This is a genomic window from Nostoc sp. NZL, from assembly GCF_015714705.1.
GTDB lineage: Bacteria > Cyanobacteriota > Cyanobacteriia > Cyanobacteriales > Nostocaceae > Nostoc > Nostoc foliaceum_A.
This window is the reverse complement of the sequence record NZ_WBKL01000053.1, coordinates 28012-49315: the sequence shown is the minus strand read 5'-3', so window position 1 is coordinate 49315 and position 21304 is coordinate 28012. Positions and strand designations below refer to the sequence as shown.

Below are 21304 nucleotides of genomic sequence, written 5' to 3'. Positions count from 1 at the left end.
GTGAGTAGTAGGCTAATACGTAAAGAGTTTCCCTGGTTGGCTACAAAATACTTCTATGGCTTGCCATATTTCTGGACTGGTGCGTATTTTGTAGCCAGTTGTGGGGGTGTTACAGTCGAACAATTAAAAAATTACGTTGAGCATCAGGAACAACCAAAATAATGATTCGCTGCGCTCAGTGTTATATTGGTCGCAATTCATCTCCCGTTACAGCGAAGCTTAACGGGAGTCCTCTTGCTCCATTAAGATAGCCTTCTACATAGCTGAAAATTTTGTATTTAATCCTCTTGAGAGGATTTTAGAATGCGCTTGGTGTGAATTGCACTTTCATGATGGAGATGTAATTGACATTGCCATGATGAAAAAACTGCAATTGACCTTAGAGGATGTTTGGAAAGTATTAAACAAATCAATTAGGCGAGTCTTCTCAGCATTAACCGAATCATTGCGATCTGCACAAAGGTTTCATGGGTCTGCGGAAAAATTTCGTAGTCTTTACTCAATCTACGACACCAAATCGATGTCTATTATCTTCTCCAAACTCTTATTTAGTATACAGCTTAAATATTTATCCCCCCAAAGATAGAATTTAAATTATTTTTTACCTATACTGATTATTAATAGCAGCAATTAATCTAAATTTATTCCTTAAGATAGATGAATTTTTTAATTAAATTATTGTTTTGTGAACACAGTTTTCCACTATAAATTTAATACTATTTTTATTATTTCCATAAATTTTTTCAATACCTAAAGCTCTAGTGTTAAACAGCAAATAGGATTACAATAGATTCTTAATTGCTGGATGTAGCAATTTGTACTTGATTAAATTTGAAAGTTATTAAGTTAGGTAAACCGAAAAGTTTAAGTATGTCCTGTACCTTTTCGCTTTACCTTACCCAATAAACTTGGCGAACTATTAGGTAACAAGGAATAATGTTGAAACGTCGCGTAATACTAGTTGGTTTAAGTGTACTTAGCTTAACGTTAGCTGTGAGTACTAAAGTATATGGACAGTCCACAACTGGGCCAGATGCTTGGGAGACTGTCTACAATGATGCGGTTGCTGGAGCAACAACGACAATTTCAGTGCCGCTTTTAGGCTTTTTATTATCAGTTGTCTTACAACTATTCTTCAATTTGGCAGGTTTTTGGGGCGGTTAATTCTTGGTCTCATACCTAAAATGAGTCTCAATAGAGGCTGTTGCAGTGTAATTTTTGGTAATTTCTCAGCCTGCGTAGACGCTCTGCGTCTTGTTGCCAGACATCGCCTGAATAAATCTCTCATTCATTAACGCAGATTATCCCATAGCCAAATATTCTATAACCCGTGAGGACTTTTCTTCCTATGTTCAAACCTCGCACAATTTTTAGTGCTTTAACTGCAATTATCCTAGCGTTTGCCATCAGCACACAGATATATATACAACCCGCAGTAGCTGCTGGAGGAACGTGTAATCCAACTGTGGGAAACTTACCTATATGCCCAAGTGCTGCACCTTCCGAGTCAGCTAGTTTTGTTGACCCAACAGCAACAATCACCAATCCCACAAATATTACCTTGGGCGAAAAAGTCTACGTTGCTCCATTTGCCCAGTTAGATGCTACTAATGCTCCTATTAGTATTGCGGCAGATTCTAATGCCCAAGACCAAGTGAAAATTATAGCTTCAGGAACGGGAGTGCAGATTGGCGAACGTGTGATTATGGCACACATGGCTGTTGTCAAAGGTGCAGCTAAAATTGGTACTCAAGGTTTAACAGGGCCTTTTACCGACCCAGTTACCAATACTCAGTTTAGCAACACTGTTCCAGAGACTTTTCTCGCCTTCAACTGTGAAATAGATGGTGCAACTATAGAAAGAAACACAGTAGTCAACTTTCTGGCGCGAGTTGGACCTGGTGTTACCTTACCCGCTGGAAAAGTTGTCCTGCCTGGAAAAAAAGTCACAACTGATCTACAAGCTACTAGCGGCAGTTTGGGGAAAGTAGTCAACCTGACACAAGCAGACGTTGCATTAATGGAAGGCATTATTGAAGTCAACGAAGCATTTGCCAAAGGTTACACAGATTTAGCTAGGGCAGACTTGACAAACGTAACAGGAATTAATTATGCTCCCCTCACCTTCTTTAATTCTGGAAGTCTGCCACAGATAGGTGGAAGTCCAACTCGTGATCCGAACTATCGTAACCGCATTATCGGTAATCTTACTTTCCAAGATTCTTTAGCAACACTCAACAACAAACTAGCTAATAGAATTTCGCTACGTGCTGATGAGGGTGAACCTTTTAATGTTGGGCAAATTGCTGGGATGGCAAACGACGTTGTCTTTCACGCATTAGAAACCACTAGCTTAACTCTTGGTGATGGCATTGGTTATGGGCCTCGCACTCTAGTTCATGGTGGTAGGCAAGTTGTCAATGGTGTTGCTAATGGCCCTGAAACTAGCTTAGGTGATGCCGTAGGGCTAGGACCGAACTCTGTTATATTCCGCGCCAGCATTGGCAACAGATCAGCAATTGGGCAAAGAAGCGCAGTCTTCAACTCTACAGTAGCTCCCAGAACGCGTATCCGTTCTCGAACAATCTATGCAGACAACGGCAACCTGATTTTACCTGTTGAGTGGTAAGCAACTGACTTTTGCATCATGATGAATCGGAAAATATTGTCGGTGCAATTACAATGCCTACGATTGATTGTGCTGTTCACTTTGATATTCGGATTGATACTAGGTGTTGATGACAGTTCATCTATAGCTGCTGAAATCACCTCAAATCAGCCTCAAGTTGTACAACCTTCAGTCACCGGACTTGTCTCTACATTGTCGGATGAAGTCAAGGAATTACCATCAGACTTAATTCGCTGGTCAACTTACTGGCAACTTTGCTGGGAACCATATCCTGAAGCTAAAGAGTACGAACTACAAACGGTGCTTGTGGAAGGGAAATCTCCAAAGTTGAAACGTCAAAGCGATCGCTGCTTTCGTATACAAGCTGCATCTAATGAAAACCAAAAATCACAAGGATTACTCAACCGTGATGTGATCTTGCTAATGCATAAAATTCAGCTTGGTTATCGAGTGCGAGCCGTCTTAGATAACAACCGCGTCAGTGAATGGTCTCAAGTAATGGCAGTCGGTGCAACTACTACCTCGAATTGAATGGTACTAATAACACCTGTAATAGCGCTTGTGGCACCAACGATAGCAACGGGAGTGAGTTTTTCTAATGTTTGTGGTGCAATCCCAGCGCGACCATACCCTAGTAAAGGTGCTTGTCTTTAATAAAAGGGAGATTTTCTCTGATGACAATAGCTTGTGCTATTTGGGAGCGCAATGGATCAATGAGATTTGCGACACTTTGGCTATCCATTCAGTTGAATAGTGGGATTTTAGCTTTTAAACTCATCATGAAAAACGAGAAGATTGATAAGAGTCCCTTGAATTAGTTCGTCACATATACTGGTGTCGTTAGTACATACACCATGAATGCCTAACTCAATATACAAATCTGAGACAGTAATAGTCATGCTTCCCCTTGAACCATTGTTTTGTCCTTGTTGCACTCCAGCCATATTACATTTGCTGACTCAATCCGACCTGACTCAGCACCTACTTCAATTAAGAACAAGGTCAGTTTCTGCGCCTATTCAGAAGGAATCAAAAACAGTAGCAGCGATCTCTCTATTCGTAGCAGGGCAAACGTCCAGAATGGATGGTCAAAATATCAGCAGGTAAACGAAAAGCCCTCGTGGTTTGTCGTCAGTGTCACGAGAAAATCCAATACGGACGCTACGATGGTGAAGCTCTCAAGCGTTTTGATTACTGGAAAGCTACGTGATACGGAAACAAACGGTCATGCGTAGTTTGGAGGGGGGTGGTTGGAAAAGTGCCAATAATGGTAACTCACTGGCTACCTACCCTACTTCATGCACGGTTTCGGATGGGAGGGGGGTAACATTACTGTTACCCCTCGACCTATCTAAATATCAAACTCTATTTTAAAAACCTCGTCTTCATCACTCAAAACGTCAAAAATAAAAGCGATCGCTCCTTTAAACTAAAGAGCGATACCTGCGGTGGGCTGCGCCTACGCTAATTTTTAGATTACAAAATACAGCTTAAACAGCAACAGGTTCCAACAATTTGATATCAGAGAAGTTAAACTCCTGAATAGATACTTGTCCTGCTGTCTCAGTGCGAATCTCCCGACGATTTAGGATGAAATAGTCACCAACTTTTTCATACTCATCTGTAAATTCGCTTCTACCGCCCTTTTGTTCCCCAGTCTTGGGGTCATGGTACACAGAGTCATAGCGGTGGGATAGGTAACCTTCCCCAGTGTCGTGACTGCTGAAGGTGTCAATGGTCACGAAAGTACCGTGGATTAGACGGTGAACATGGCATACTTCATTATTGCGGACTTTATATTTATCGCCCTCAGCCTTACCACCAATTAAAAGCTCAACTGCACCAGTTTCGTCAGTTTTGCCATAACTAAACGTATTGGCGCTGTGGGTGTCTTCAAAGCTGCGGCGGACGCGGTGAATTGCTATCTCCCATGCTTGACCATGAATTGCCTTCTGGGCTGGCTCATCATCTACATCTAAAACTTCGGCTTTGAGATTGGCACTGATGATTACTTTGCCTGTAAACACCTTATCATCATGCTTAAAGGTAATATTTGCAGTATAACCGGGGAAATTCTTGTCCCAAGTATAGCGGTTTTCATAAGCAGCCCGGAAAAGTTCCTGAGCAGAGAGTTGTGTAACTGTCATGTGCTTCTCCTAGTCGCTACTGTAATTAGCGTTTTAGTTTTATTGGTATTAGCATAGAAGTAATTGTTGAGGCTTGGATAGTCCCCAACTGGGTACACTTATGGTTAATTCTCTCCACGCCGTATTTCATGCGATCGCCAATGTCCAAAATGAGCAAGAATTAAGACTAGCTCTCACGGATAAAATTGGTAAGCATTTTGGTGTGCAAAATTGGGGTATTTATCTTCTAGATGAGCAACCAACGGCCCAAATCGATGTTCAGGGTATTCCGGCAGTATGCTTAGAAAGCAATCCAGTCGGGCGCTACGTGGTTGAGCGTCATGCTCCGGCCCATGAGCAGTTATTATTATCACCAGGAGACTGGAAGCATTTTTGCTCGCGTTCCGATCACGAACACGTGATGACCGGGCCGATAGTTTGCGATGGTCGTCTTGTCGGAACGCTCAACTTGGCTCGTGACAAGGGAAATCCTGCTTTTAATGGCAACGATTTAGCTGATTTGAGTGCCTTATGCATTCATTTATCAGCGAAAATGGCAACTCTACGGGCAAAACCAAAAATATCCAATTCCTTTTTAGTAAGCCCTCTAACAACGCGTGAGTTAGAAATTGCCGAGTTAGTGGCGCAGGGATTGACAAATGCGGAAATAGGGGAAAAACTTTGGATTACGCAAAATTCCGTCAAACAAGCTTTGAAGAGGATGTTTCGTAAGCTGAAGGTTTCGGCGCGTGCAGAAATGGTAGCAAGGCTGCAAGATATACACGTTTCTTGAAGAAGAATGCAGCAATCTTTTAATGAGAGATTCAAACCCGCCACTTTCTTGTTGACCATTAAATCTGCATATTTAGTGGTTTCACTTTGTTCAACCCAACCTACGCAGTTTATGCTTTTTAACGCTAGCTGTATTGGCTGGTGATACCAATTCACGAAAATCCTCATACATATAGATTTCTCGTCGGGACATGGTAATGCCCCTACCAGCGTATTTGTATGATTATTAAAGTGAAATGATATGACTCCTGAATTCTTTCTTGGTAAAAGGTAATCCAGAGAAGCATAAAACGACGTATTTTTCTTAATTTGAACGATTCGAAATTCTTAGAGTACCGAAGTCCTAAAATCACTAGGGGCTTGGCAACTAAGAGGATTAAATACCTAGTTAATGCTTAAGCCTGGATTCTATTTGTTGCAATCAATTTCTTAACTGTCTTATCTGTCATTGCATTTTCTTGGTAGTGGCGGGAAAATACGAACGTGACAGGAAAAAACATTTGTCAACAATCCAATTATCTCAAGAAAGTCTATTATTTGTGAGGAGGAAAATTAATGAGTTCACTTGAACAAACGCAGACCCATATCTTAACGCAAGGTCAAGACATTCAACTGTCTGGTAATCCTCTTCAAACTAAAAATTTTTCTATTCAAAAAACCCTACGTAATGGAGGAAAAATCCGCTTCAGAATCCGTTATTCCGCCGAACTAAAGGGTTTCTGCCTGCTGGAAGTTTTTCTGATGAGAGCAGAGAATAGAACACAAATTGCTAGCATGACTATCCCCAATGGTGGTTCGACAGCTACTGCTCAAGAACAAGAGGGAGAATTTAGTATTTGGGAGCCAGGAGATTATTACTTCTTTTTCAAAATGTCTTCCAATAATGGGAAATTTTCTATAGAGGATTATCAACTTTATTGGTCAGTTAGTTAATTGTTTTTCGTTGAAAACAACAAAAATGTTAGTTAAACTAACAAGAATAAGCTCGATTAACGAAAATGAATATACCTGCGATCGCCTTACTAAATTAGCCAATTTTAAATTAATCAGAATGGCGATCAAACAATAAAGTTTGATTAGGTAGTCATTGGTCATTGGTCATTGGTCATTGGTGCATACTCCGTCCCTTTTGGGCGGAAAAACTTTCTATAACGGACTAATTCAAACCACGTTAAAGAGTGAGCGTGGTATCTCAAAGACTAATGACTAATCACTAATGACTCTCGCGTTGCGGTTTGATTGACAGACTACTTTTGGCGCATCAACCCGCAGACTCATCTGCTCACAACGCACAGTTAACCAAGGCTGACCTAAACCTATTCCAGAAAAAGGACTTTCGCTGGGGATTTCTAATTTAGAACCAATCAAACCCAACAGAGACTCAAATTCAGCAGGGAATATTAGCAAATCAGCACCCTTGGCGCTGAAACCAGAGGCACTTAACCCCTGTCTCCATGCCAAGCTTTGCCGATTATATTTAAGACTACACAGTTTCCGGTTTTCCTGATGCACAGTGACATGGTTTCCTTGTTCCCAGGTAAACTCAGCTAGTTCCTTTGGTAGTCCCCAAATTTCTCGACCGCCAGCCACCGAATCAGTATTATCTACATAAATATGGGAAACCCAACCACCGATTTTTCTTTGATAATTAACCAAGGCGGGGGCAACAATTAACTCACTATACTCCAGTACCGAACCTGACCCGTAATTAGATAAATACACACTACCGATGGTTTTACCAGGCCATACAGAAATAATTTCTAACTCTAAGGGAATCAAAGGGCGCACTCGGTCAATATTCACCAAATGCAGAGTTTGGATAGCGTAGCCTTGAAGTGTCCAAGGTGCTTGGGGATATGGCATAAGGGAGTTAATAGAGTTAGCAATAAAATTAAAATCAAAATCAAGAGTTAGCAATATTACTTTTACTAATAACTCATAACTCCTAAAAAAAAATCCCCACCCAGGCATTTGCCTGAGTGGGTAATATGAGGTGCGACTAAATAATCTTCCCAAAAGAAGTAGGGGAATTATTTGCTCTCTGTAAAATCAGCGTCAATTACATCGTCGCCACTACCACTAGATGTGGAACCACCATCTTGGGGTTCAGCACCAGGTGTAGCACCGCCACCAGCTTGTTGATAAATATTGCTACCAACAGCAAATAGCGCTTGTTGCAATTCTGGGGTGAGCTTTTTGATTTGCTCATCGTCTTCTTTAGCAACTGCTTCCCGCAGTTCTTTCACCAAACCTTCGACTTTGGTCTTGTCAGCATCGGGAACTTTATCGCCCAATTCTTGTAACTGCTTCTCAGCTTGGTATGCCAAAGAGTCAGCTTGATTCTTGCGTTCAATCTTTTCACGCCGTTCTTTGTCAGATGAAGCGTTTTGTTCAGCTTCTCTTACCATCCGGTCAACGTCATTTTTATCCAGGGTGGAAGCGCCGGTTATGCTGATGGACTGTTCTTTACCAGTACCTTTGTCCTTAGCGGTGACGTTAAGGATACCGTTAGCGTCAATATCGAACACCACTTCAATTTGAGGAACGCCGCGTGGTGCAGGAGGAATACCATCAAGGCGGAAGGTTCCCAAGCTCTTGTTATCGTTAGAGAATTCGCGTTCACCTTGGAGGACGTGAATTTCTACGTTGGTTTGTCCATCCACAGCAGTGGAGAAGACTTCCGATTTCTTGGTGGGAATTGTTGTATTGCGGGGGATAATTTTGGTCATCACGCCGCCCAATGTTTCAACACCCAAAGATAGCGGTGTCACGTCTAACAGCAAGATGCCAGTTACATCACCAGCTAGTACCCCAGCTTGAATAGCTGCACCAACTGCTACGACTTCATCAGGGTTGACGGTTTGGTTGGGGTCTTTACCCAATACCTGCTTCACAATCTGTTGGACTGCGGGAATGCGGGTAGAACCACCAACTAACACCACTTCATCAATATCGCCTTTGTTTAACTTGGCATCCCGAAGGGCGTTTTCCACAGGAATACGGCAACGGTCGATTAAGTCAGAGCAAAGTTCTTCAAATTGAGCGCGAGTTAGGGTTGTATCTAGGTGCTTGGGGCCATCCTGGGTAGCGGTGATAAATGGTAGGTTGATTTCTGCTTGGCTAACGCTAGAAAGCTCAATTTTGGCTTTTTCTGCGGCTTCAGTCAGACGTTGTAAAGCTTGCTTATCTTTCCGTAGCTCAATGCCTTCGGCTTTCTTGAACTTCTCAGCTAAAAAGTCAACTATTTTTTTATCGAAGTCGTCACCACCAAGGTGGGTATCACCAGATGTGGCTAGTACTTCAAAAACTCCATCTCCTACTTCCAGCACGGATACGTCGAAGGTACCACCACCAAGGTCAAACACGAGGATGGTTTCGTTACTCTTCTTGTCAAATCCATAAGCCAGAGATGCAGCTGTAGGCTCGTTGATAATCCGTAGAACTTCAATCCCGGCAATTTTACCAGCGTCTTTTGTCGCTTGGCGTTGTGAGTCATTGAAGTATGCGGGAACAGTGATTACAGCTTGGGTTACAGTTTCACCCAGGTATTTGCTGGCATCTTCAACTAGTTTGCGAAGAACTTTTGCAGAAATTTCTTCAGGAGCAAACGGTTTACCAGCTATCGGACAATCTAATTTGACATTGCCGTTGCTGCTAAGGACTTTGTAAGAAACTTCCGTAGCTTCGTTACTTACTTCCTCGAAGCGGCGTCCGATAAAGCGTTTGACTGAGTAAAACGTATTTTCGGGGTTCATCACCGCTTGGCGCTTGGCGATTTGACCAACCAAGTTGTCGCCATTTTTCGCAAACGCGACTACTGATGGCGTTGTCCGAAAACCTTCAGCATTAGCAATTACTGTGGGTTTACCACCTTCCATCACTGCCACGCAGGAGTTCGTTGTTCCTAAGTCAATTCCAACTACTTTTGCCATTTTAGGTGCTGGCTCCGTATAACTACAAATGAATGAATGAGAATATAAAGGACTAAATTTTGAACCAACAGGGTCAATAAATCAGCCAGTTCAGCATGAATACCTTTGGTTTGGCTTTCCTGGGGTTAAAACTCCAGATATGCTGATATATATACTGAAGCTTAGTGTTAGCCAGTCCATGAAGGGTGGTTTCCCGAACCTTGCTTAGGACGGTTAAACTAACTAAATAGTTTTTTTAGTTGTTTCATGGATTGATTTGCCTTCACTCTGTCTAATGTATGAGAATTAATACTTTCAGTAATTAGGGTGAACCGTAACGGTAGAGTGGTGTTTGCCGTCTTTAGAGGTAATAAATTACAGAAACACTGAGGATAGAAGAAAATTAAAAGGCGCGTAGGCTAACAAAAACCGCAGGCATCACTTCCGTAATCCCGTATATTCAGCAATATTTAGTAGTTTTCGTGGCCGTAAATTTGCTGCCATTTTGAATCCACGGTGTGGATGACACAATCGCTGCTGCAATTACCTAGTACAACACGCCGGAAATAAACCAATCATTCCAAATCAACGAAACCCTTATGCTGTATTCATTTTTAATTTTTAATTTTTAATTCCGCATTGCGGTGGTAGCTCTTGCAACCGAAAGTTGTTGGGGATAAATAGGGAGGAGGTAAAATTTATGATTAATGCGAGGAAAAAAGAGTTTCCCAGTCAATCACAGGTGGTCTTTTTCCTTGGTTAACAATTTCAAAAATTTTCCTGGAACTACTTGGCTGGAAAAGGCATTCCACACAAGCGTTTGCTACGTCAATCCGGCTGGTATCACCCGAAAGTGTATCGCCAGTACCTACGACTACACCGTATTTACCCCCTGTTTTTGCCTTGAGGAGGGTGTTGAGGTCGTATGAAGTATAAGGCCCGTCAATGAGTCGTCCTGGGCGGATGATGGTGTGGGGTAATCCTGAATTAATAATGGACTCCTCGCCCTTCTGTTTGGCATCCAAGACACCAAAAGCATTAAGAATACTAAAAAGAAACTGATTTTTACGGAGAATTCCACAGGAAGAGACGAAAACGAATCGCTGCAAATTTCTGGGTGCTGCTGTAACTAGGTTGCTGACACCTTGGGCATCGACCTTGGCTGGACTATTCTTTGCTTTTGCTTCACTAGATTGAGGGTTCAGGAAAGTGATTCCCCATTCAATCAAGTTCGGGGATTGGTCAAACTCCCATCGCGCAGAGGGAAAGGCGGTGGTTCCAGTACAGCAGATAATGTGGGTGACATTTTGTGTTGCGGCTGGGAGTGTAGCTGGCTGGCGGATGTCACCAACGGCAATTTCCACTCTCTGGTTGAACATTTCTTCGGCTTTTGCGGCATTGCGTGTCAGAACACGAACTTTCAAACCCTTTTCCAGTAATTTGCCTACCACTAATTGCCCTACTCCACCAGTAGCACCAGCAACTAGTACCAAATCTTCAACTGAATCAAAAGAATTCATAAACTGCCTTTGAGATGGTCTATTGTTAATCTACTCAAAAAAATGCGATCGCAATTCCTATCGGTAAAAATCAACGCGAGTGTTTTTCAATTCATAACTGCGTAGGCGTAGCCCGTCGTAGACATCGCAGTTAGAGGGGAAATTGCGCCCGAATTGTTCGGTTCTACCCCTGTCATCAGTACACAAATAGCTATAACCTCTTAGGTAGTAGTGAAATGTCTACCCTAGACGCTGTTAGTCGCTCTTGAATTAAGGGGTGAAAGCCTGTGTACAAATGGATATTGCCAAGCCTGAGCGAAATCTTGGCTGAAAATCAATCAAGTGTGGCTGAATGTTCACCTGCTAAAGCAGAGCGGCAGTGGCGTGTCAGCCTAGCAGCGACAGAACATTTGCTATTAAATACTTTAGCAGCTGCTTCAAGAGACACAACCCAAGGATTAGTTTTAGCTGCACCAGCACCCTTATTTAGTCAGCCAAAACTAACTCAAAGCTTACAAACAGTAACTTTTACGGCAAAACCATTTAACCCCTTGGCGCTGATGCCATTTCAGATGCCAGATGCAATCGCCTCTGTAAATGAAGAAATCGCTCCCCATGAATCGGTACTTCCCTTATTACCTGCCGATCCGCTAGGGACAGAACAGTTTTGCTTAGTTTTTACAGATAAATTTAGATTAGTACTGGTTTTAGAAACCCACAAAAACGGTAAAAAAACCTTTTCATTTTCTTTTGAGCCAGAGGTAGTGCAGCAGGCTTGGCGATCGCTAGGAGCAAGGGTAATGCTGGCTAATCCAGAATTTTTTGCCCGCCTGGATGCATTGGTACAACAGTATTCTCCGGTAGCACCAGATTGCCGCATCATGGTTCAGTTTAGCCAGTTGTTGCTTCAAGAATTAACAGAAGCAGAAGAGACTAAGGACTCTTTACTAGGAACTGGAGACAAGGAGGACAAAGAAAATAACTCATGCCCAATCCCCAAAGCCGAATCCCCAAATCCTGATGTGGAATTGCTCCAAGCTTTCGCTCACGAAGTCCGCACACCTTTAACAACTATTCGCACCATGACTCGCCTACTGCTGAAGCGGCGAGATTTAGATGCCAGCGTGATCCATCGCTTAAAAATTATCGATCACGAGTGTACTGAGCAAATTGACCGTATGGAGTTGCTTTTTAAGGCAGCAGAATTAGAAACTACTGCCTCGGCAAAATCGTCAAAAGCTCAACTCACACCGATGTCTTTAGATCAAGTGTTGCAGCAGAGCATTCCCCGTTGGGAACAAGCAGCGCATCGGCGGAACTTAACTTTAAATGTTGTTTTACCCCAGCAACTACCAACAGTGGTAAGCAATCCCATGATGCTGGATCAGGTACTCACTGGTTTGATAGAGAATTTTACTCGCAGCTTACCTGCTGGTAGCCATATTCAAGTACAAGTTATCCCGGCGGGAGATCAATTAAAGTTACAATTATCGCCCCAATTCGGGTGCAAAGATTCAAGTAAAGCCGCCATACCTGCAACGCCACCAATTCGCAAAGCTCTAGGCCAATTGCTGATGTTCCAACCAGAAACGGGTACGATTAGTTTGAATATCGCCGCAACCAAGCATTTATTTCAGGCGATCGGTGGCAAACTGATTGTGCGCCAGCGTCCACACTATGGGGAAGTTTTGACGATTTTCCTCCCCTTAGAAGTTAGCAGTAAGCAGAAGTCAGGAGTTAAATGTTAAATGTCAATAGTCATTAACTATTTTTCAAAATTATAAATATTCACTCTAAATTAACGTGAGTTCAACAAACCTCTCCCTGCCTTAAACTAAAGTTCAAGTCTGTCCCTCTCGCTCGTTCCAGAGGGACAGTTTTTACTTAGTAAAACGTTTTATATTAGAGGTTTTTTATTTGACTAAGGGACTTCCAGTTAAAAAAATATCCAATCTTAGGGGCGCAAGACTTTGCGCCCCTAAAAATCTAGAAATAATTTGGGATAATTTATTTTTTGCAAGTCCCTAATTATGCAGACACTATATAACCCGTCAAACCAAGGTTAAATTAAATAGTCAGTACACAGCAGTTTGCAAGTAAACACAAATAATCTATTTTCAGCAAATACACTTTTTTTAGAAATCTGTTTAAATTTTTCTGACTTGCCATCTGCAAAAATAGATGCCAAAAATGTATATAAATTCTGGCTAAGAGCCTAGTATACATTTCTACAAAAATCAAAAGGAAAATTATGGCAAGTTTTGAAATAATCGAAAAAGAAAGCTTACGTTTAGTCAAGGTAACTTTGCAAAACGAAACAGTACGGACTGAATCTGGTGCTATGTACTATATACGTGGCAACATTCAGATGCAATCTAAAGCCCCTTCAGCAGGCGGTTTTTTAAAATCCCTAGCCACGGGAGAAAACATTTTCCGTCCTACATATACAGGTACAGGTGAATTATATTTAGAACCTTCTTTATCGGGATATCACATCCTAGAATTAGACGGTAGTGAATGGATTTTAGATAGTGGTGCTTATTGGGCTAGTGATGGCACTGTAGAAGTAGGAATTGAACGAAACAAACTTGTATCAGGTTTAATGGGTGGCGAGGGCTTGTTTCAAACAAAAGTCAAAGGCAAGGGTACAGTGGTAATGGCGGCACAAGGCCCTGTAGAAGTAATAAATTTACGCAATGACCGATTAGTTGTTGATGGAAATTTTGCAATCGCTCGCACAAGTACTTTAAATTATCGCGTTGAGAAAGCTACCAAATCTCTTTTAGGTTCGATGTCTTCTGGTGAGTTTCTCGTCAATACTTTTGAAGGAAATGGTACTGTATTGCTGGCTCCTATACCTTATTGGCAAGTCATGATGCTCCGCCAAATTACCGCCGCGATACCAAAAACTTCTAGCTAATAATCATCAGTAAACTGGAGAAATTAAGGAATTAAAAACTAATTATTCCCAGTTGAAATAATTAGCTGTTTATTAAAATTTTAATTCCTTTTATTAACTTTATAAAGCAGATAGATTATGCCTAAATTTGTGATGTTAAACAAAGGCAAAATTGTATAGCACCACAAAGTTAACTTAGGTGATAATCATAACTCATCACTCATGTTCTGTAGCGATCGCTCTTGGGGTATCACCAACGCTTGGCAGTTGCACTGTAAATGTGGAACCTTCATATAATTTACTTTTCACAGAAATAGAACCGCCACAGCGCACCAGCAATTGCTGTACAATTGTTAACCCCAATCCAGCACCACCATAATCTTCAGTTGCTGCTGTACGCACACGATAAAACCGATCAAAGATTTTAGAAATCTCGCTTTCGGCAATACCGATACCTGTGTCGCGGAATTCTAATTGGACATGATCGCCTTGAATTCGGGCACGCACCCATACTTCACCCCCATTAGGAGTAAACTTAATACTGTTGTGCAGCAGATTAATTACAATCTGCCTCAGCCCACCACTCACACACCAAATAGATGGAAGTTCAGTAGGTACGGTGTAGGCTAGCATAATCCCTTTTTCTTGGGCTACAGGTTGGTAGGTGCTGACTACTCCAGGCACAATATCTGAGAGCCGCACCGACTCCAAAGTTGTTCCCTCTAAATTACGTTCCAACTGCACCAGTTCCAACAAACCAGTAATCAGGGAATTTTGCTGATCGCACTGGGTATTTAACATCTGTAAATAACGTTGTCGCTGCGGGGGTTTAAGATTAGGGGAATTCAATAACGAAAGTGCTGTCTTCATATGAGTCAGGGGTGTACGCAGTTCCTGACATAGATTCTTCAAATATTCATCTTGGAGTTGCTCTTTGTTGTGCAATTCTTGGTTTAGCTGCTGCAACTTGGTGGTGCGGACTGCGATGATTTGACGATTAATTTCATCTTGTCGCAGGAGTTGTTTTGCGAACAGCTGATTCATCAGTGAGGCTTGGGGCGCAGTTGGACAAGTCAAATCAACAGGTATTGCGGATGATTCTGGCGCAATCGCCTGTTGGATACCATCTAATACTTGCTGAATTATTCTCCCCTCAACAGTACTTATAATCAGTAACGGCTGGCTTTTATTAGTATTTACCTTCACCGATGTCTGATTTTTGCGTTTTTTAAGTGGTCGATGAGCCAAAACTAAACTACAAAACTGGGGCGATAACACCATCAGAAAGTTTTCCCGTCGCAGTTGGCTATCTGGCGGTACGTGAACACGGACATAATGAGCGGATGAGGAAGATGAGGGAGATGAGGAAGATGAGGGGGTATTTTCTTCCCCTGCTTCCCCTGCTCCTTCATCTCCCCCTTTCCCACTCTCGTTAATCTGGCAAGTATAAATCAGACTAGATGCACCTACCGAGGATTGATAACGCGCTAATTCTGATTGCCAAATTTTTTCTGGTGGTAGCTTTACCCATAAAGTGGCTGCAATTTGCTGCTCAATTAGTAAGTCAATTTGCGCTCTCACCAGTGATAGCAGAGTAGCAGGACTGAGGGACAATGGTTTAGGAGGCGCTTGCACACCCATAACCAGTTGATAAACAGACAGATCCTTAGCCAGAGAAACATTCATGAGTCAAGCACAACAAGGATGAAGCAAGAAATAATTCTGTCTTCGATTTTCACCTTTATGTGTGCATTTTTTACAAAATCCCCACGGAAATAAATATTAACTATGAATTATGGGCGATTTTAGTTGTCTAGAGTACATATTTTAGGGGCGTACAGATGTGCGCCCCTAGTTGGAATTAGGCTTGTATGTTCAGCCTTTGGTGCAAAGCGTCGCGTGCGTGTTCTCGATCATCAAAATGGATTTTTTCAGTACCAAGAATTTGGTAGTCTTCGTGACCTTTACCAGCAAGTAACACTCCATCACCGGGTTGTGCTTGTAAAATAGCGGTACGAATAGCAGTAGCCCGATCGCAAATTACAGTTGGCTGCACTGTGTCAGCAATTCCCGCTAAAATATCTTGCAAAATCCTTTCTGGATCTTCAGTTCGGGGATTATCCGATGTCACCACTGCCACATCAGCTAACTCAGCCGCGATTTTACCCATTTTTGGGCGCTTAGTGCGATCGCGATCGCCTCCACAACCAAACACGCAAATCACTTTCCCAGGTATAAAGGGGCGTGCAGCTTTCAGCAGATTTTCCAAACTATCAGGTGTGTGGGCATAATCCACAATCACGCTAATATCTTGGTCTGGTAGAATCTGTACCCGTTCCATTCGTCCGGGGACTCCAGGAAACTCAGGTATCACAGACGCTACTAACTGCAAATCTAGCCCTAAGTGTAAAACTGCTCCAACGGCTGCGAGAAGATTTTCTAAATTATATTGTCCGACTAGGGGCGATCGAAAAGCTACGTCACCTTTTGGTGTATGTAATGTACCACTGACACCATTCGGCTGGTAATTTAAATCACTCATCCATAAATCAGCGCTGTTGTCGTTGACGCTGTAACTCCAAACTCGTTGGGAATCTAAGGAGGCAATTAACCGCTTCCCGTAGGAATCATCAGCATTAATTATTGCCCGTCCCTTGAGATAATCAGGGCTAAATAACAACGCTTTGGCAGCAAAGTAATCTTCCATGTCGCTGTGATAGTCAAGATGGTCTTGGGTAAGATTACTGAACACTGCCACATCAAATTCACAACCCAATACTCTACCTTGGGCCAAAGCGTGAGAACTTACTTCCATCACGCCGAACTCACTACCAGCATTTACCGCCTCTGCTAGCTGCTGTTGCAGTTCCACAGCAAAGGGCGTAGTGTGGGCAGCAGTTTGCTCAAAACCTGCCCAACGAGTGTAGAGAGTTCCCATTAAAGCTGTAGCTAGATTAGCTTTGTTGAGCAGAAATTCAATCAGATGAGTAGTTGTAGTTTTGCCATTTGTCCCAGTCACACCCACGAGCTTGAGTTTTTGCCCCGGATAACCGTAAAAAGCACTAGCTATTTGGGCACAAGCTTGAGTTATGTTGCTTGCACTGATGACCACAGCCTCATTTGTGGGAGGATTTTTCTGTGCAGCTTCGGGAGAAACGATCGCAGCTACAGCCCCGGATGCGATCGCACTTTGCCAAAATTCCCCACCATCAACCCGCGTTCCTGGCATCCCAATAAACAAATCTCCCGCACGACAAGCATGGGAATTTGTCTTCAAACCCCTAACTTCCACATCCTCTAAAGTCGGATGGCTAGGCAATTGTTCAACACTATCTACCGCTGTTAGTAATTCCCGCAATTTCATTTTGTGAACCTCGTCACCTTCTTGATCTTGCGCTTATTCTGCATTATTTTTTTCTAATTGGCTAAATACTTACGCAACATTTGCTCCAACTGCTGCACACTAGCACGAGGAGAAGGACGTGGCAATAATTTCTCACTCCCCTCCACGTCCTCTGTGCCTCCGTGGTTCGATAAATAAAGTACTGGCACTTCATACTCATACGCAGCGAACCAATCTTCACGAGTCGTAATATCCCTAATTTCCAACTCGAAGCTAAGATTTTGGATTTGTTCTAGCTTTTCTTGCAAGCCTTCACATAAATGACAGCCGGGTTTACTGTATAAAATTAATCGCATTTGTTAATTACTATGAACATTATTTTACATATCACCAAACGCGAACAATGGGAACAAGCAAAAATCCTCGGAACTTATCGGGGTGATACGTTAGAGTCGGAAGGATTTATCCACTGTTCGACAGCAGCACAAGTTATCTGGGTTGCTAATCGTTTTTTTGTTAATCAAAAGGATTTGGTAATTCTTTGCATTGATTCTGATCGAGTTAAAGCTGATGTTCGTTATGAGGCTGCGGAGGTAGATAACTTATTTCCTCATATTTATGGTGAGTTAAATATTGATGCTGTGTTTCAGGTTGTTGATTTTAAGGCTGGGGAAGATGGGTTTTTTGTGTTGCCACAAGAGGTTATAAGTTTAGAATAACGAACCGCAGAGACGAAGAGATGAGAAGAGAAGAATTTAACGTGGGTCAGTATGTTGATCAAATGGCGTTATTGTTGGATTTAGAGATAAGAGATGAGTATCGAGATGGTGTGGTGGCAAATTTTGAGAGAATTAGTGCGATCGCTAATCTTGTAAATTCTTTTCCTCTAGCGGAGGATATTGAAGTTGCACCAGTTTTTGAACCATGAATGATGCTGTATCAATCGCTGCTGCTGTGCGTGAAGGCAAAGTTAGCGCGGTGGAAGTTACCAAAGCTGCGATTCGTGCGATCGCAGCGCGGGATAATCAACTCAACTGTTTTACGGCTGTGACTGCTGAAACAGCTTTAATAGATGCAGCCCGCATTGACAGGGAAATTGCCCAAGGTAATAATCCTGGAACGCTGGCTGGTGTGCCTTTTGCGGTGAAAAATCTCTTCGATATCACTGGTTTAACGACTCTGGCGGGGTCGAAAATCAATGCAGAGAACCCCGCAGCTAGTCAAGATGCAACCGCAGTAGCAAAGCTGAAACAAGCTGGTGCTGTGCTGGTTGGCGCTTTGAATATGGATGAGTACGCTTATGGGTTTGTCACGGAAAATTCCCATTACGGTGCTACTCACAACCCCCATGATTTACAACGAGTTGCTGGTGGTTCATCGGGTGGTTCGGCGGCGGCTGTTGCTGCTGGCTTAGTACCGTTGACGTTGGGTTCTGATACAAATGGTTCAATTCGGGTTCCGGCGGCGTTGTGTGGCGTTTTCGGTTTAAAGGCGACTTACGGGAGGTTATCTCGTGCTGGAGTAGCTTTATTTTCTAGCAGTTTTGACCACATTGGCCCTTTTGCGCGATCGGTGCAGGATATCGCTACAGTGTTTGATGTGCTTCAGGGAGAAGACGATCGCGATCCAGTTTGTACAAAGCATCCACCTGAATTGGTTTTACCACAACTAAAACAAGATATTTCTGATATCAGAATTGCGATTGCTGCTGATTATTTCACCAAAGGCGCAGAACCGGAAGCTTTAGCAGCAGTCCAAAAGGTAGCTGATGCTTTGAATGTGACTGAATACGTAACCATACCAGAAGCACACCGCGCCCGTGCTGCGGCGTTTGTGATTACAGCTAGCGAGGGCGCAAATCTGCATTTGGATAATTTGCGATGTCGTCCTCAAGATTTTGATCCAGCGACACGCGATCGCTTTTTAGCAGGGGCGTTAATTCCTAGTAGCTGGTATCTGCAAGCACAACGATTTAGAAGCTGGTATCGCGATCGCGTTCGGGAAATCTTTCAAAATGTGGATGTAATTCTTGCCCCAACTACACCAATTTCCGCACCGCTAATTGGTCAACAAACCATGATTTTGGATGGGGAAGAAATTCTTGTCCGTCCCCATTTAGGATTATTTACTCAACCATTATCTTTCATCGGTTTACCAGTTTTATCAGTACCAATTCAGCGCCAAAATGCTTTACCATTAGGTGTGCAATTGATAGCAGCACCATATAATGAAGCGTTAATTTTACGGGTTGCAGCTGCGTTAGAAGACAAAAGTGTAGTTTCAGCACCAGTGATTTTTAATGGCTAATTGGCAAATTGCGCTCTAAAGTTTCTTACTTTTCAAGGCTTTTAAGTTAGGGCAGAAAATTGTAAATATCTACGCAGGAATAATACTATACTCCATCAAAAGCAGCTGGATAAACAACCTTCCCTTTATACTTTTTTTGATAGCCTTGCAGCGGTTTAACCATGAAGACATCCTCTGGTACTGGAAAAGGAGACTCAATTTCATAAACAACAGAAGGCTGAAAGCCAAAACGAGTATAGAAGTGAGGATGACCAAGGACAATCACTATGGCTTCTTTCTTTGCCTCTGCTATTTCTAACCCTGCTTTTATTAGTGCGCTGCCAATACCCTGTCTTTGAAACTGTGGATGAACTGCTAAAGGTGCTAAACCGAGCACCTGTAGTGTTTCTTCACCCACCAGGTCAATGTAGCTAAATAAAATGTGACCGACTATAACATTTTCAACCTCTGCAACCAGCGAAAGTTCTGGAATATAGCGGTCAGAACGGCGAATTTTCTCTACAAGTTTAGCCTCGTTTTGCTGCCCAAAGGCTAATGTATCCACCTCAGCTATTACTGTGTAGTCTGGCAGAGTTTCACAACGGATATTGATCATTGGCAATGATTAAACCCTCTAGGGCAAAGCTATTCAACTTTTTCATACCAGATACCTACTCTCTCAAAAGCACTATAAGCAAGCTTCAGAAAATTGATTACTCTCTGTCGCCCAATTATGCCAAATTCTTTATACTCTCTTGCCTCCGCAAAAGTCAGGCGATTTTGGTCAATTATGTTTCTTTCTCTATATGCTAACTTCGGAAAATCTATAACTTTTATCTTATATTTACTTGCTATTTTCTGAAAGTTTGAGTCTGACTCTATATGCTCCCAATCATCGCACAGCCCTAAATTCCTTACCAGAATATGAGGGATTTTCTCACCATAGGTATTCACTGACTGAGCAAACAGGTTGATGCTGTCGTATCCTCCTGTTGATACAAACCATTTGCAAAACATCACTCCCTGCAAATTCCCTAGTTCCATTAATTGATTAGAATCAATCCACCCTTGTACTGCTCTATGCGATTGTGCGGGTAAATTCACAATTACTGGCTTCTCTACCGCCCACTCAAATATTTTATCTGCCTTATCTGCCTGTCGTTCATTCTCACTAAACACAGCATACTTACATATCTCCTTATACACCTCTGCTACATCTGGATTCGACCTATCTGTGTCCACTGGTACAAACGGGATTTTCTTATCCAGACAATACTGAATCATTGTTCTGGTAAAGAGAGATTTTCCTACCCCGCCTTTTTCACCATCTACCAAATGAATTGTCGGCATTACAGCCACCTCTAATACTTATTCAAGTCTGATACATCTTTCCCTGGCTGAGAACTTTTTGGCAGTTGCCGCCTAAGCAACTTGCCCTGTATAAAAGCTACATAGAGTTTACATCCAAGATTCAACACATAATACTCTTACTTGCTGAATCGGCAAAGTATTCCCAAAACAGTTTCTGTATATGAAATTTATGTTCGTCAGTCTCTACCTGCATAATTTTAAGCAAAGTTTATGCCTTTGCTAGGTAATTGAATAAAAATCGGTATAAAGATAATTTACTTATAAGTTAATTGGTGCTAATTAGAACTAGCTAATGAAATTATACTCAAGGGTGAAAGACATTATACATCATAAATTTCTGTTGCAATTAGTGCAGGGTAGAGGTAGCGTAAAGTGGGTAATTTGACAATCTTTAATACTCAAACTACTTGGCGTATAGTCATAATCTGTCCGCACGCAACAAGAACGC

The 21304-nt window shown here is 42.3% G+C and carries 21 protein-coding genes; 12 read left to right on the top strand and 9 right to left on the bottom strand.

Going from position 1 to position 21304, the window contains the following annotated elements; all coding sequences use genetic code 11:
* The 5 genes from F8R90_RS07730 to F8R90_RS33345 form a co-directional block, all read left to right on the top strand.
* Positions 1 to 162, top strand: a 162-nt coding sequence (locus F8R90_RS07730) for a transposase (protein ID WP_196510265.1), incomplete at its 5' end; no start/stop codon positions are given.
* Positions 163 to 936: 774 nt separating this feature from the next.
* Positions 937 to 1164, top strand: coding sequence for a hypothetical protein (locus F8R90_RS07725; protein WP_196510264.1), 228 nt, complete (start codon positions 937 to 939; stop codon positions 1162 to 1164).
* Between the two features lie 184 nt (positions 1165 to 1348).
* The gene (locus F8R90_RS07720; protein WP_196510263.1) at positions 1349 to 2629 is read left to right on the top strand and encodes an acetyltransferase; all 1281 of its coding nucleotides are present in this window, start codon (positions 1349 to 1351) and stop codon (positions 2627 to 2629) included.
* Positions 2630 to 2647: 18 nt separating this feature from the next.
* On the top strand, positions 2648 to 3160 hold the full coding sequence (locus F8R90_RS07715) for a hypothetical protein (protein ID WP_230966185.1): 513 nt from the start codon (positions 2648 to 2650) through the stop codon (positions 3158 to 3160).
* Positions 3161 to 3713: 553 nt separating this feature from the next.
* Entirely contained in the window at positions 3714 to 3839 is a 126-nt protein-coding gene (locus F8R90_RS33345; RefSeq protein ID WP_269141737.1) for a hypothetical protein, read from the top strand.
* A gap of 280 nt (positions 3840 to 4119) precedes the next feature.
* Here F8R90_RS33345 and F8R90_RS07710 read toward each other — a convergent pair whose 3' ends face one another.
* Positions 4120 to 4776, bottom strand: a complete 657-nt coding sequence (locus F8R90_RS07710; RefSeq protein WP_196510262.1) for a DUF3386 domain-containing protein — start codon at positions 4774 to 4776, stop codon at positions 4120 to 4122.
* A gap of 100 nt (positions 4777 to 4876) precedes the next feature.
* On the opposite strand from F8R90_RS07710, the gene F8R90_RS07705 reads away from it, so the two are divergent.
* Positions 4877 to 5548: a LuxR C-terminal-related transcriptional regulator gene (locus F8R90_RS07705; RefSeq protein ID WP_190894157.1), complete on the top strand. Its 672-nt coding sequence runs from the start codon at positions 4877 to 4879 to the stop codon at positions 5546 to 5548.
* Between the two features lie 554 nt (positions 5549 to 6102).
* The gene (locus F8R90_RS07700) at positions 6103 to 6480 is read left to right on the top strand and encodes a hypothetical protein (RefSeq protein WP_196510261.1); all 378 of its coding nucleotides are present in this window, start codon (positions 6103 to 6105) and stop codon (positions 6478 to 6480) included.
* Positions 6481 to 6753: 273 nt separating this feature from the next.
* Here the strand turns inward: F8R90_RS07700 and F8R90_RS07695 are convergent, their stop codons facing one another.
* From F8R90_RS07695 to F8R90_RS07685, 3 genes are all read right to left on the bottom strand, one after another.
* Positions 6754 to 7410, bottom strand: a complete 657-nt coding sequence (locus F8R90_RS07695; RefSeq protein WP_196510260.1) for an acetoacetate decarboxylase family protein — start codon at positions 7408 to 7410, stop codon at positions 6754 to 6756.
* 167 nt (positions 7411 to 7577) lie between these two features.
* On the bottom strand, positions 7578 to 9479 hold the full coding sequence (gene dnaK, locus F8R90_RS07690; RefSeq protein ID WP_196510259.1) for a molecular chaperone DnaK: 1902 nt from the start codon (positions 9477 to 9479) through the stop codon (positions 7578 to 7580).
* A 683-nt stretch (positions 9480 to 10162) separates the two neighbouring features.
* Positions 10163 to 10978, bottom strand: a complete 816-nt coding sequence (locus F8R90_RS07685; protein WP_196510258.1) for an SDR family oxidoreductase — start codon at positions 10976 to 10978, stop codon at positions 10163 to 10165.
* A 266-nt stretch (positions 10979 to 11244) separates the two neighbouring features.
* Between F8R90_RS07685 and F8R90_RS07680 the strand changes: the two genes are divergently transcribed.
* Together F8R90_RS07680 and F8R90_RS07675 are read left to right on the top strand one after the other, a co-directional pair.
* Entirely contained in the window at positions 11245 to 12705 is a 1461-nt protein-coding gene (locus tag F8R90_RS07680) for a sensor histidine kinase (RefSeq protein ID WP_196510257.1), read from the top strand.
* Between the two features lie 503 nt (positions 12706 to 13208).
* Entirely contained in the window at positions 13209 to 13877 is a 669-nt protein-coding gene (locus F8R90_RS07675) for an AIM24 family protein (RefSeq protein ID WP_196510256.1), read from the top strand.
* A 195-nt stretch (positions 13878 to 14072) separates the two neighbouring features.
* Here F8R90_RS07675 and F8R90_RS07670 read toward each other — a convergent pair whose 3' ends face one another.
* The 3 genes from F8R90_RS07670 to F8R90_RS07660 form a co-directional block, all read right to left on the bottom strand.
* A complete protein-coding gene (locus tag F8R90_RS07670) occupies positions 14073 to 15542 on the bottom strand; it encodes a DICT sensory domain-containing protein (RefSeq protein ID WP_196510255.1) in 1470 nt (489 codons plus the stop codon).
* Between the two features lie 175 nt (positions 15543 to 15717).
* The gene (locus F8R90_RS07665) at positions 15718 to 17220 is read right to left on the bottom strand and encodes a UDP-N-acetylmuramoyl-L-alanyl-D-glutamate--2,6-diaminopimelate ligase (RefSeq protein ID WP_196510254.1); all 1503 of its coding nucleotides are present in this window, start codon (positions 17218 to 17220) and stop codon (positions 15718 to 15720) included.
* A gap of 53 nt (positions 17221 to 17273) precedes the next feature.
* On the bottom strand, positions 17274 to 17555 hold the full coding sequence (locus tag F8R90_RS07660) for a glutaredoxin family protein (protein WP_196510253.1): 282 nt from the start codon (positions 17553 to 17555) through the stop codon (positions 17274 to 17276).
* A gap of 12 nt (positions 17556 to 17567) precedes the next feature.
* Here F8R90_RS07660 and F8R90_RS07655 point away from each other — a divergent pair, with 12 nt between their 5' ends.
* From F8R90_RS07655 to F8R90_RS07645, 3 genes are read left to right on the top strand one after another with little or no spacing between them, the layout of a single operon-like run.
* The gene (locus F8R90_RS07655) at positions 17568 to 17918 is read left to right on the top strand and encodes a DUF952 domain-containing protein (protein ID WP_196510252.1); all 351 of its coding nucleotides are present in this window, start codon (positions 17568 to 17570) and stop codon (positions 17916 to 17918) included.
* A gap of 20 nt (positions 17919 to 17938) precedes the next feature.
* Positions 17939 to 18127 carry a DUF4089 domain-containing protein gene (locus tag F8R90_RS07650; RefSeq protein ID WP_196510251.1) on the top strand — a complete coding sequence of 63 codons (189 nt, stop codon included), beginning with the start codon at positions 17939 to 17941 and terminating at the stop codon, positions 18125 to 18127.
* Complete coding sequence (locus tag F8R90_RS07645) at positions 18124 to 19506, top strand: AtzE family amidohydrolase (protein ID WP_196510250.1); 1383 nt, start codon at positions 18124 to 18126, stop codon at positions 19504 to 19506. The genes F8R90_RS07650 and F8R90_RS07645 overlap by 4 nt, the downstream gene beginning before the upstream one ends.
* Before the next feature lie 85 nt (positions 19507 to 19591).
* Here F8R90_RS07645 and F8R90_RS07640 read toward each other — a convergent pair whose 3' ends face one another.
* Together F8R90_RS07640 and F8R90_RS07635 are read right to left on the bottom strand one after the other, a co-directional pair.
* Positions 19592 to 20101: a GNAT family N-acetyltransferase gene (locus tag F8R90_RS07640; RefSeq protein ID WP_196510249.1), complete on the bottom strand. Its 510-nt coding sequence runs from the start codon at positions 20099 to 20101 to the stop codon at positions 19592 to 19594.
* 29 nt (positions 20102 to 20130) lie between these two features.
* Positions 20131 to 20835: a mobilization protein gene (locus F8R90_RS07635; RefSeq protein WP_196510248.1), complete on the bottom strand. Its 705-nt coding sequence runs from the start codon at positions 20833 to 20835 to the stop codon at positions 20131 to 20133.
* Between the last annotated feature and the right edge of the window lie 469 nt (positions 20836 to 21304).

What these genes read in the sequence shown, in the direction of transcription:
- F8R90_RS07725 (WP_196510264.1), top strand. Translation starts at nt 937, where the DNA reads ATGTTGAAACGTCGCGTAATACTAGTTGGTTTAAGTGTACTTAGCTTA.
- F8R90_RS07720 (WP_196510263.1), top strand. Translation starts at nt 1,349, where the DNA reads ATGTTCAAACCTCGCACAATTTTTAGTGCTTTAACTGCAATTATCCTA.
- F8R90_RS07715 (WP_230966185.1), top strand. Translation starts at nt 2,648, where the DNA reads ATGATGAATCGGAAAATATTGTCGGTGCAATTACAATGCCTACGATTG.
- F8R90_RS33345 (WP_269141737.1), top strand. Translation starts at nt 3,714, where the DNA reads ATGGTCAAAATATCAGCAGGTAAACGAAAAGCCCTCGTGGTTTGTCGT.
- F8R90_RS07710 (WP_196510262.1), bottom strand. Translation starts at nt 4,776, where the DNA reads ATGACAGTTACACAACTCTCTGCTCAGGAACTTTTCCGGGCTGCTTAT.
- F8R90_RS07705 (WP_190894157.1), top strand. Translation starts at nt 4,877, where the DNA reads ATGGTTAATTCTCTCCACGCCGTATTTCATGCGATCGCCAATGTCCAA.
- F8R90_RS07700 (WP_196510261.1), top strand. Translation starts at nt 6,103, where the DNA reads ATGAGTTCACTTGAACAAACGCAGACCCATATCTTAACGCAAGGTCAA.
- F8R90_RS07695 (WP_196510260.1), bottom strand. Translation starts at nt 7,410, where the DNA reads ATGCCATATCCCCAAGCACCTTGGACACTTCAAGGCTACGCTATCCAA.
- dnaK (WP_196510259.1), bottom strand. Translation starts at nt 9,479, where the DNA reads ATGGCAAAAGTAGTTGGAATTGACTTAGGAACAACGAACTCCTGCGTG.
- F8R90_RS07685 (WP_196510258.1), bottom strand. Translation starts at nt 10,978, where the DNA reads ATGAATTCTTTTGATTCAGTTGAAGATTTGGTACTAGTTGCTGGTGCT.
- F8R90_RS07675 (WP_196510256.1), top strand. Translation starts at nt 13,209, where the DNA reads ATGGCAAGTTTTGAAATAATCGAAAAAGAAAGCTTACGTTTAGTCAAG.
- F8R90_RS07670 (WP_196510255.1), bottom strand. Translation starts at nt 15,542, where the DNA reads ATGAATGTTTCTCTGGCTAAGGATCTGTCTGTTTATCAACTGGTTATG.
- F8R90_RS07665 (WP_196510254.1), bottom strand. Translation starts at nt 17,220, where the DNA reads ATGAAATTGCGGGAATTACTAACAGCGGTAGATAGTGTTGAACAATTG.
- F8R90_RS07660 (WP_196510253.1), bottom strand. Translation starts at nt 17,555, where the DNA reads ATGCGATTAATTTTATACAGTAAACCCGGCTGTCATTTATGTGAAGGC.
- F8R90_RS07655 (WP_196510252.1), top strand. Translation starts at nt 17,568, where the DNA reads ATGAACATTATTTTACATATCACCAAACGCGAACAATGGGAACAAGCA.
- F8R90_RS07650 (WP_196510251.1), top strand. Translation starts at nt 17,939, where the DNA reads ATGAGAAGAGAAGAATTTAACGTGGGTCAGTATGTTGATCAAATGGCG.
- F8R90_RS07645 (WP_196510250.1), top strand. Translation starts at nt 18,124, where the DNA reads ATGAATGATGCTGTATCAATCGCTGCTGCTGTGCGTGAAGGCAAAGTT.
- F8R90_RS07640 (WP_196510249.1), bottom strand. Translation starts at nt 20,101, where the DNA reads ATGATCAATATCCGTTGTGAAACTCTGCCAGACTACACAGTAATAGCT.
- F8R90_RS07635 (WP_196510248.1), bottom strand. Translation starts at nt 20,835, where the DNA reads ATGCCGACAATTCATTTGGTAGATGGTGAAAAAGGCGGGGTAGGAAAA.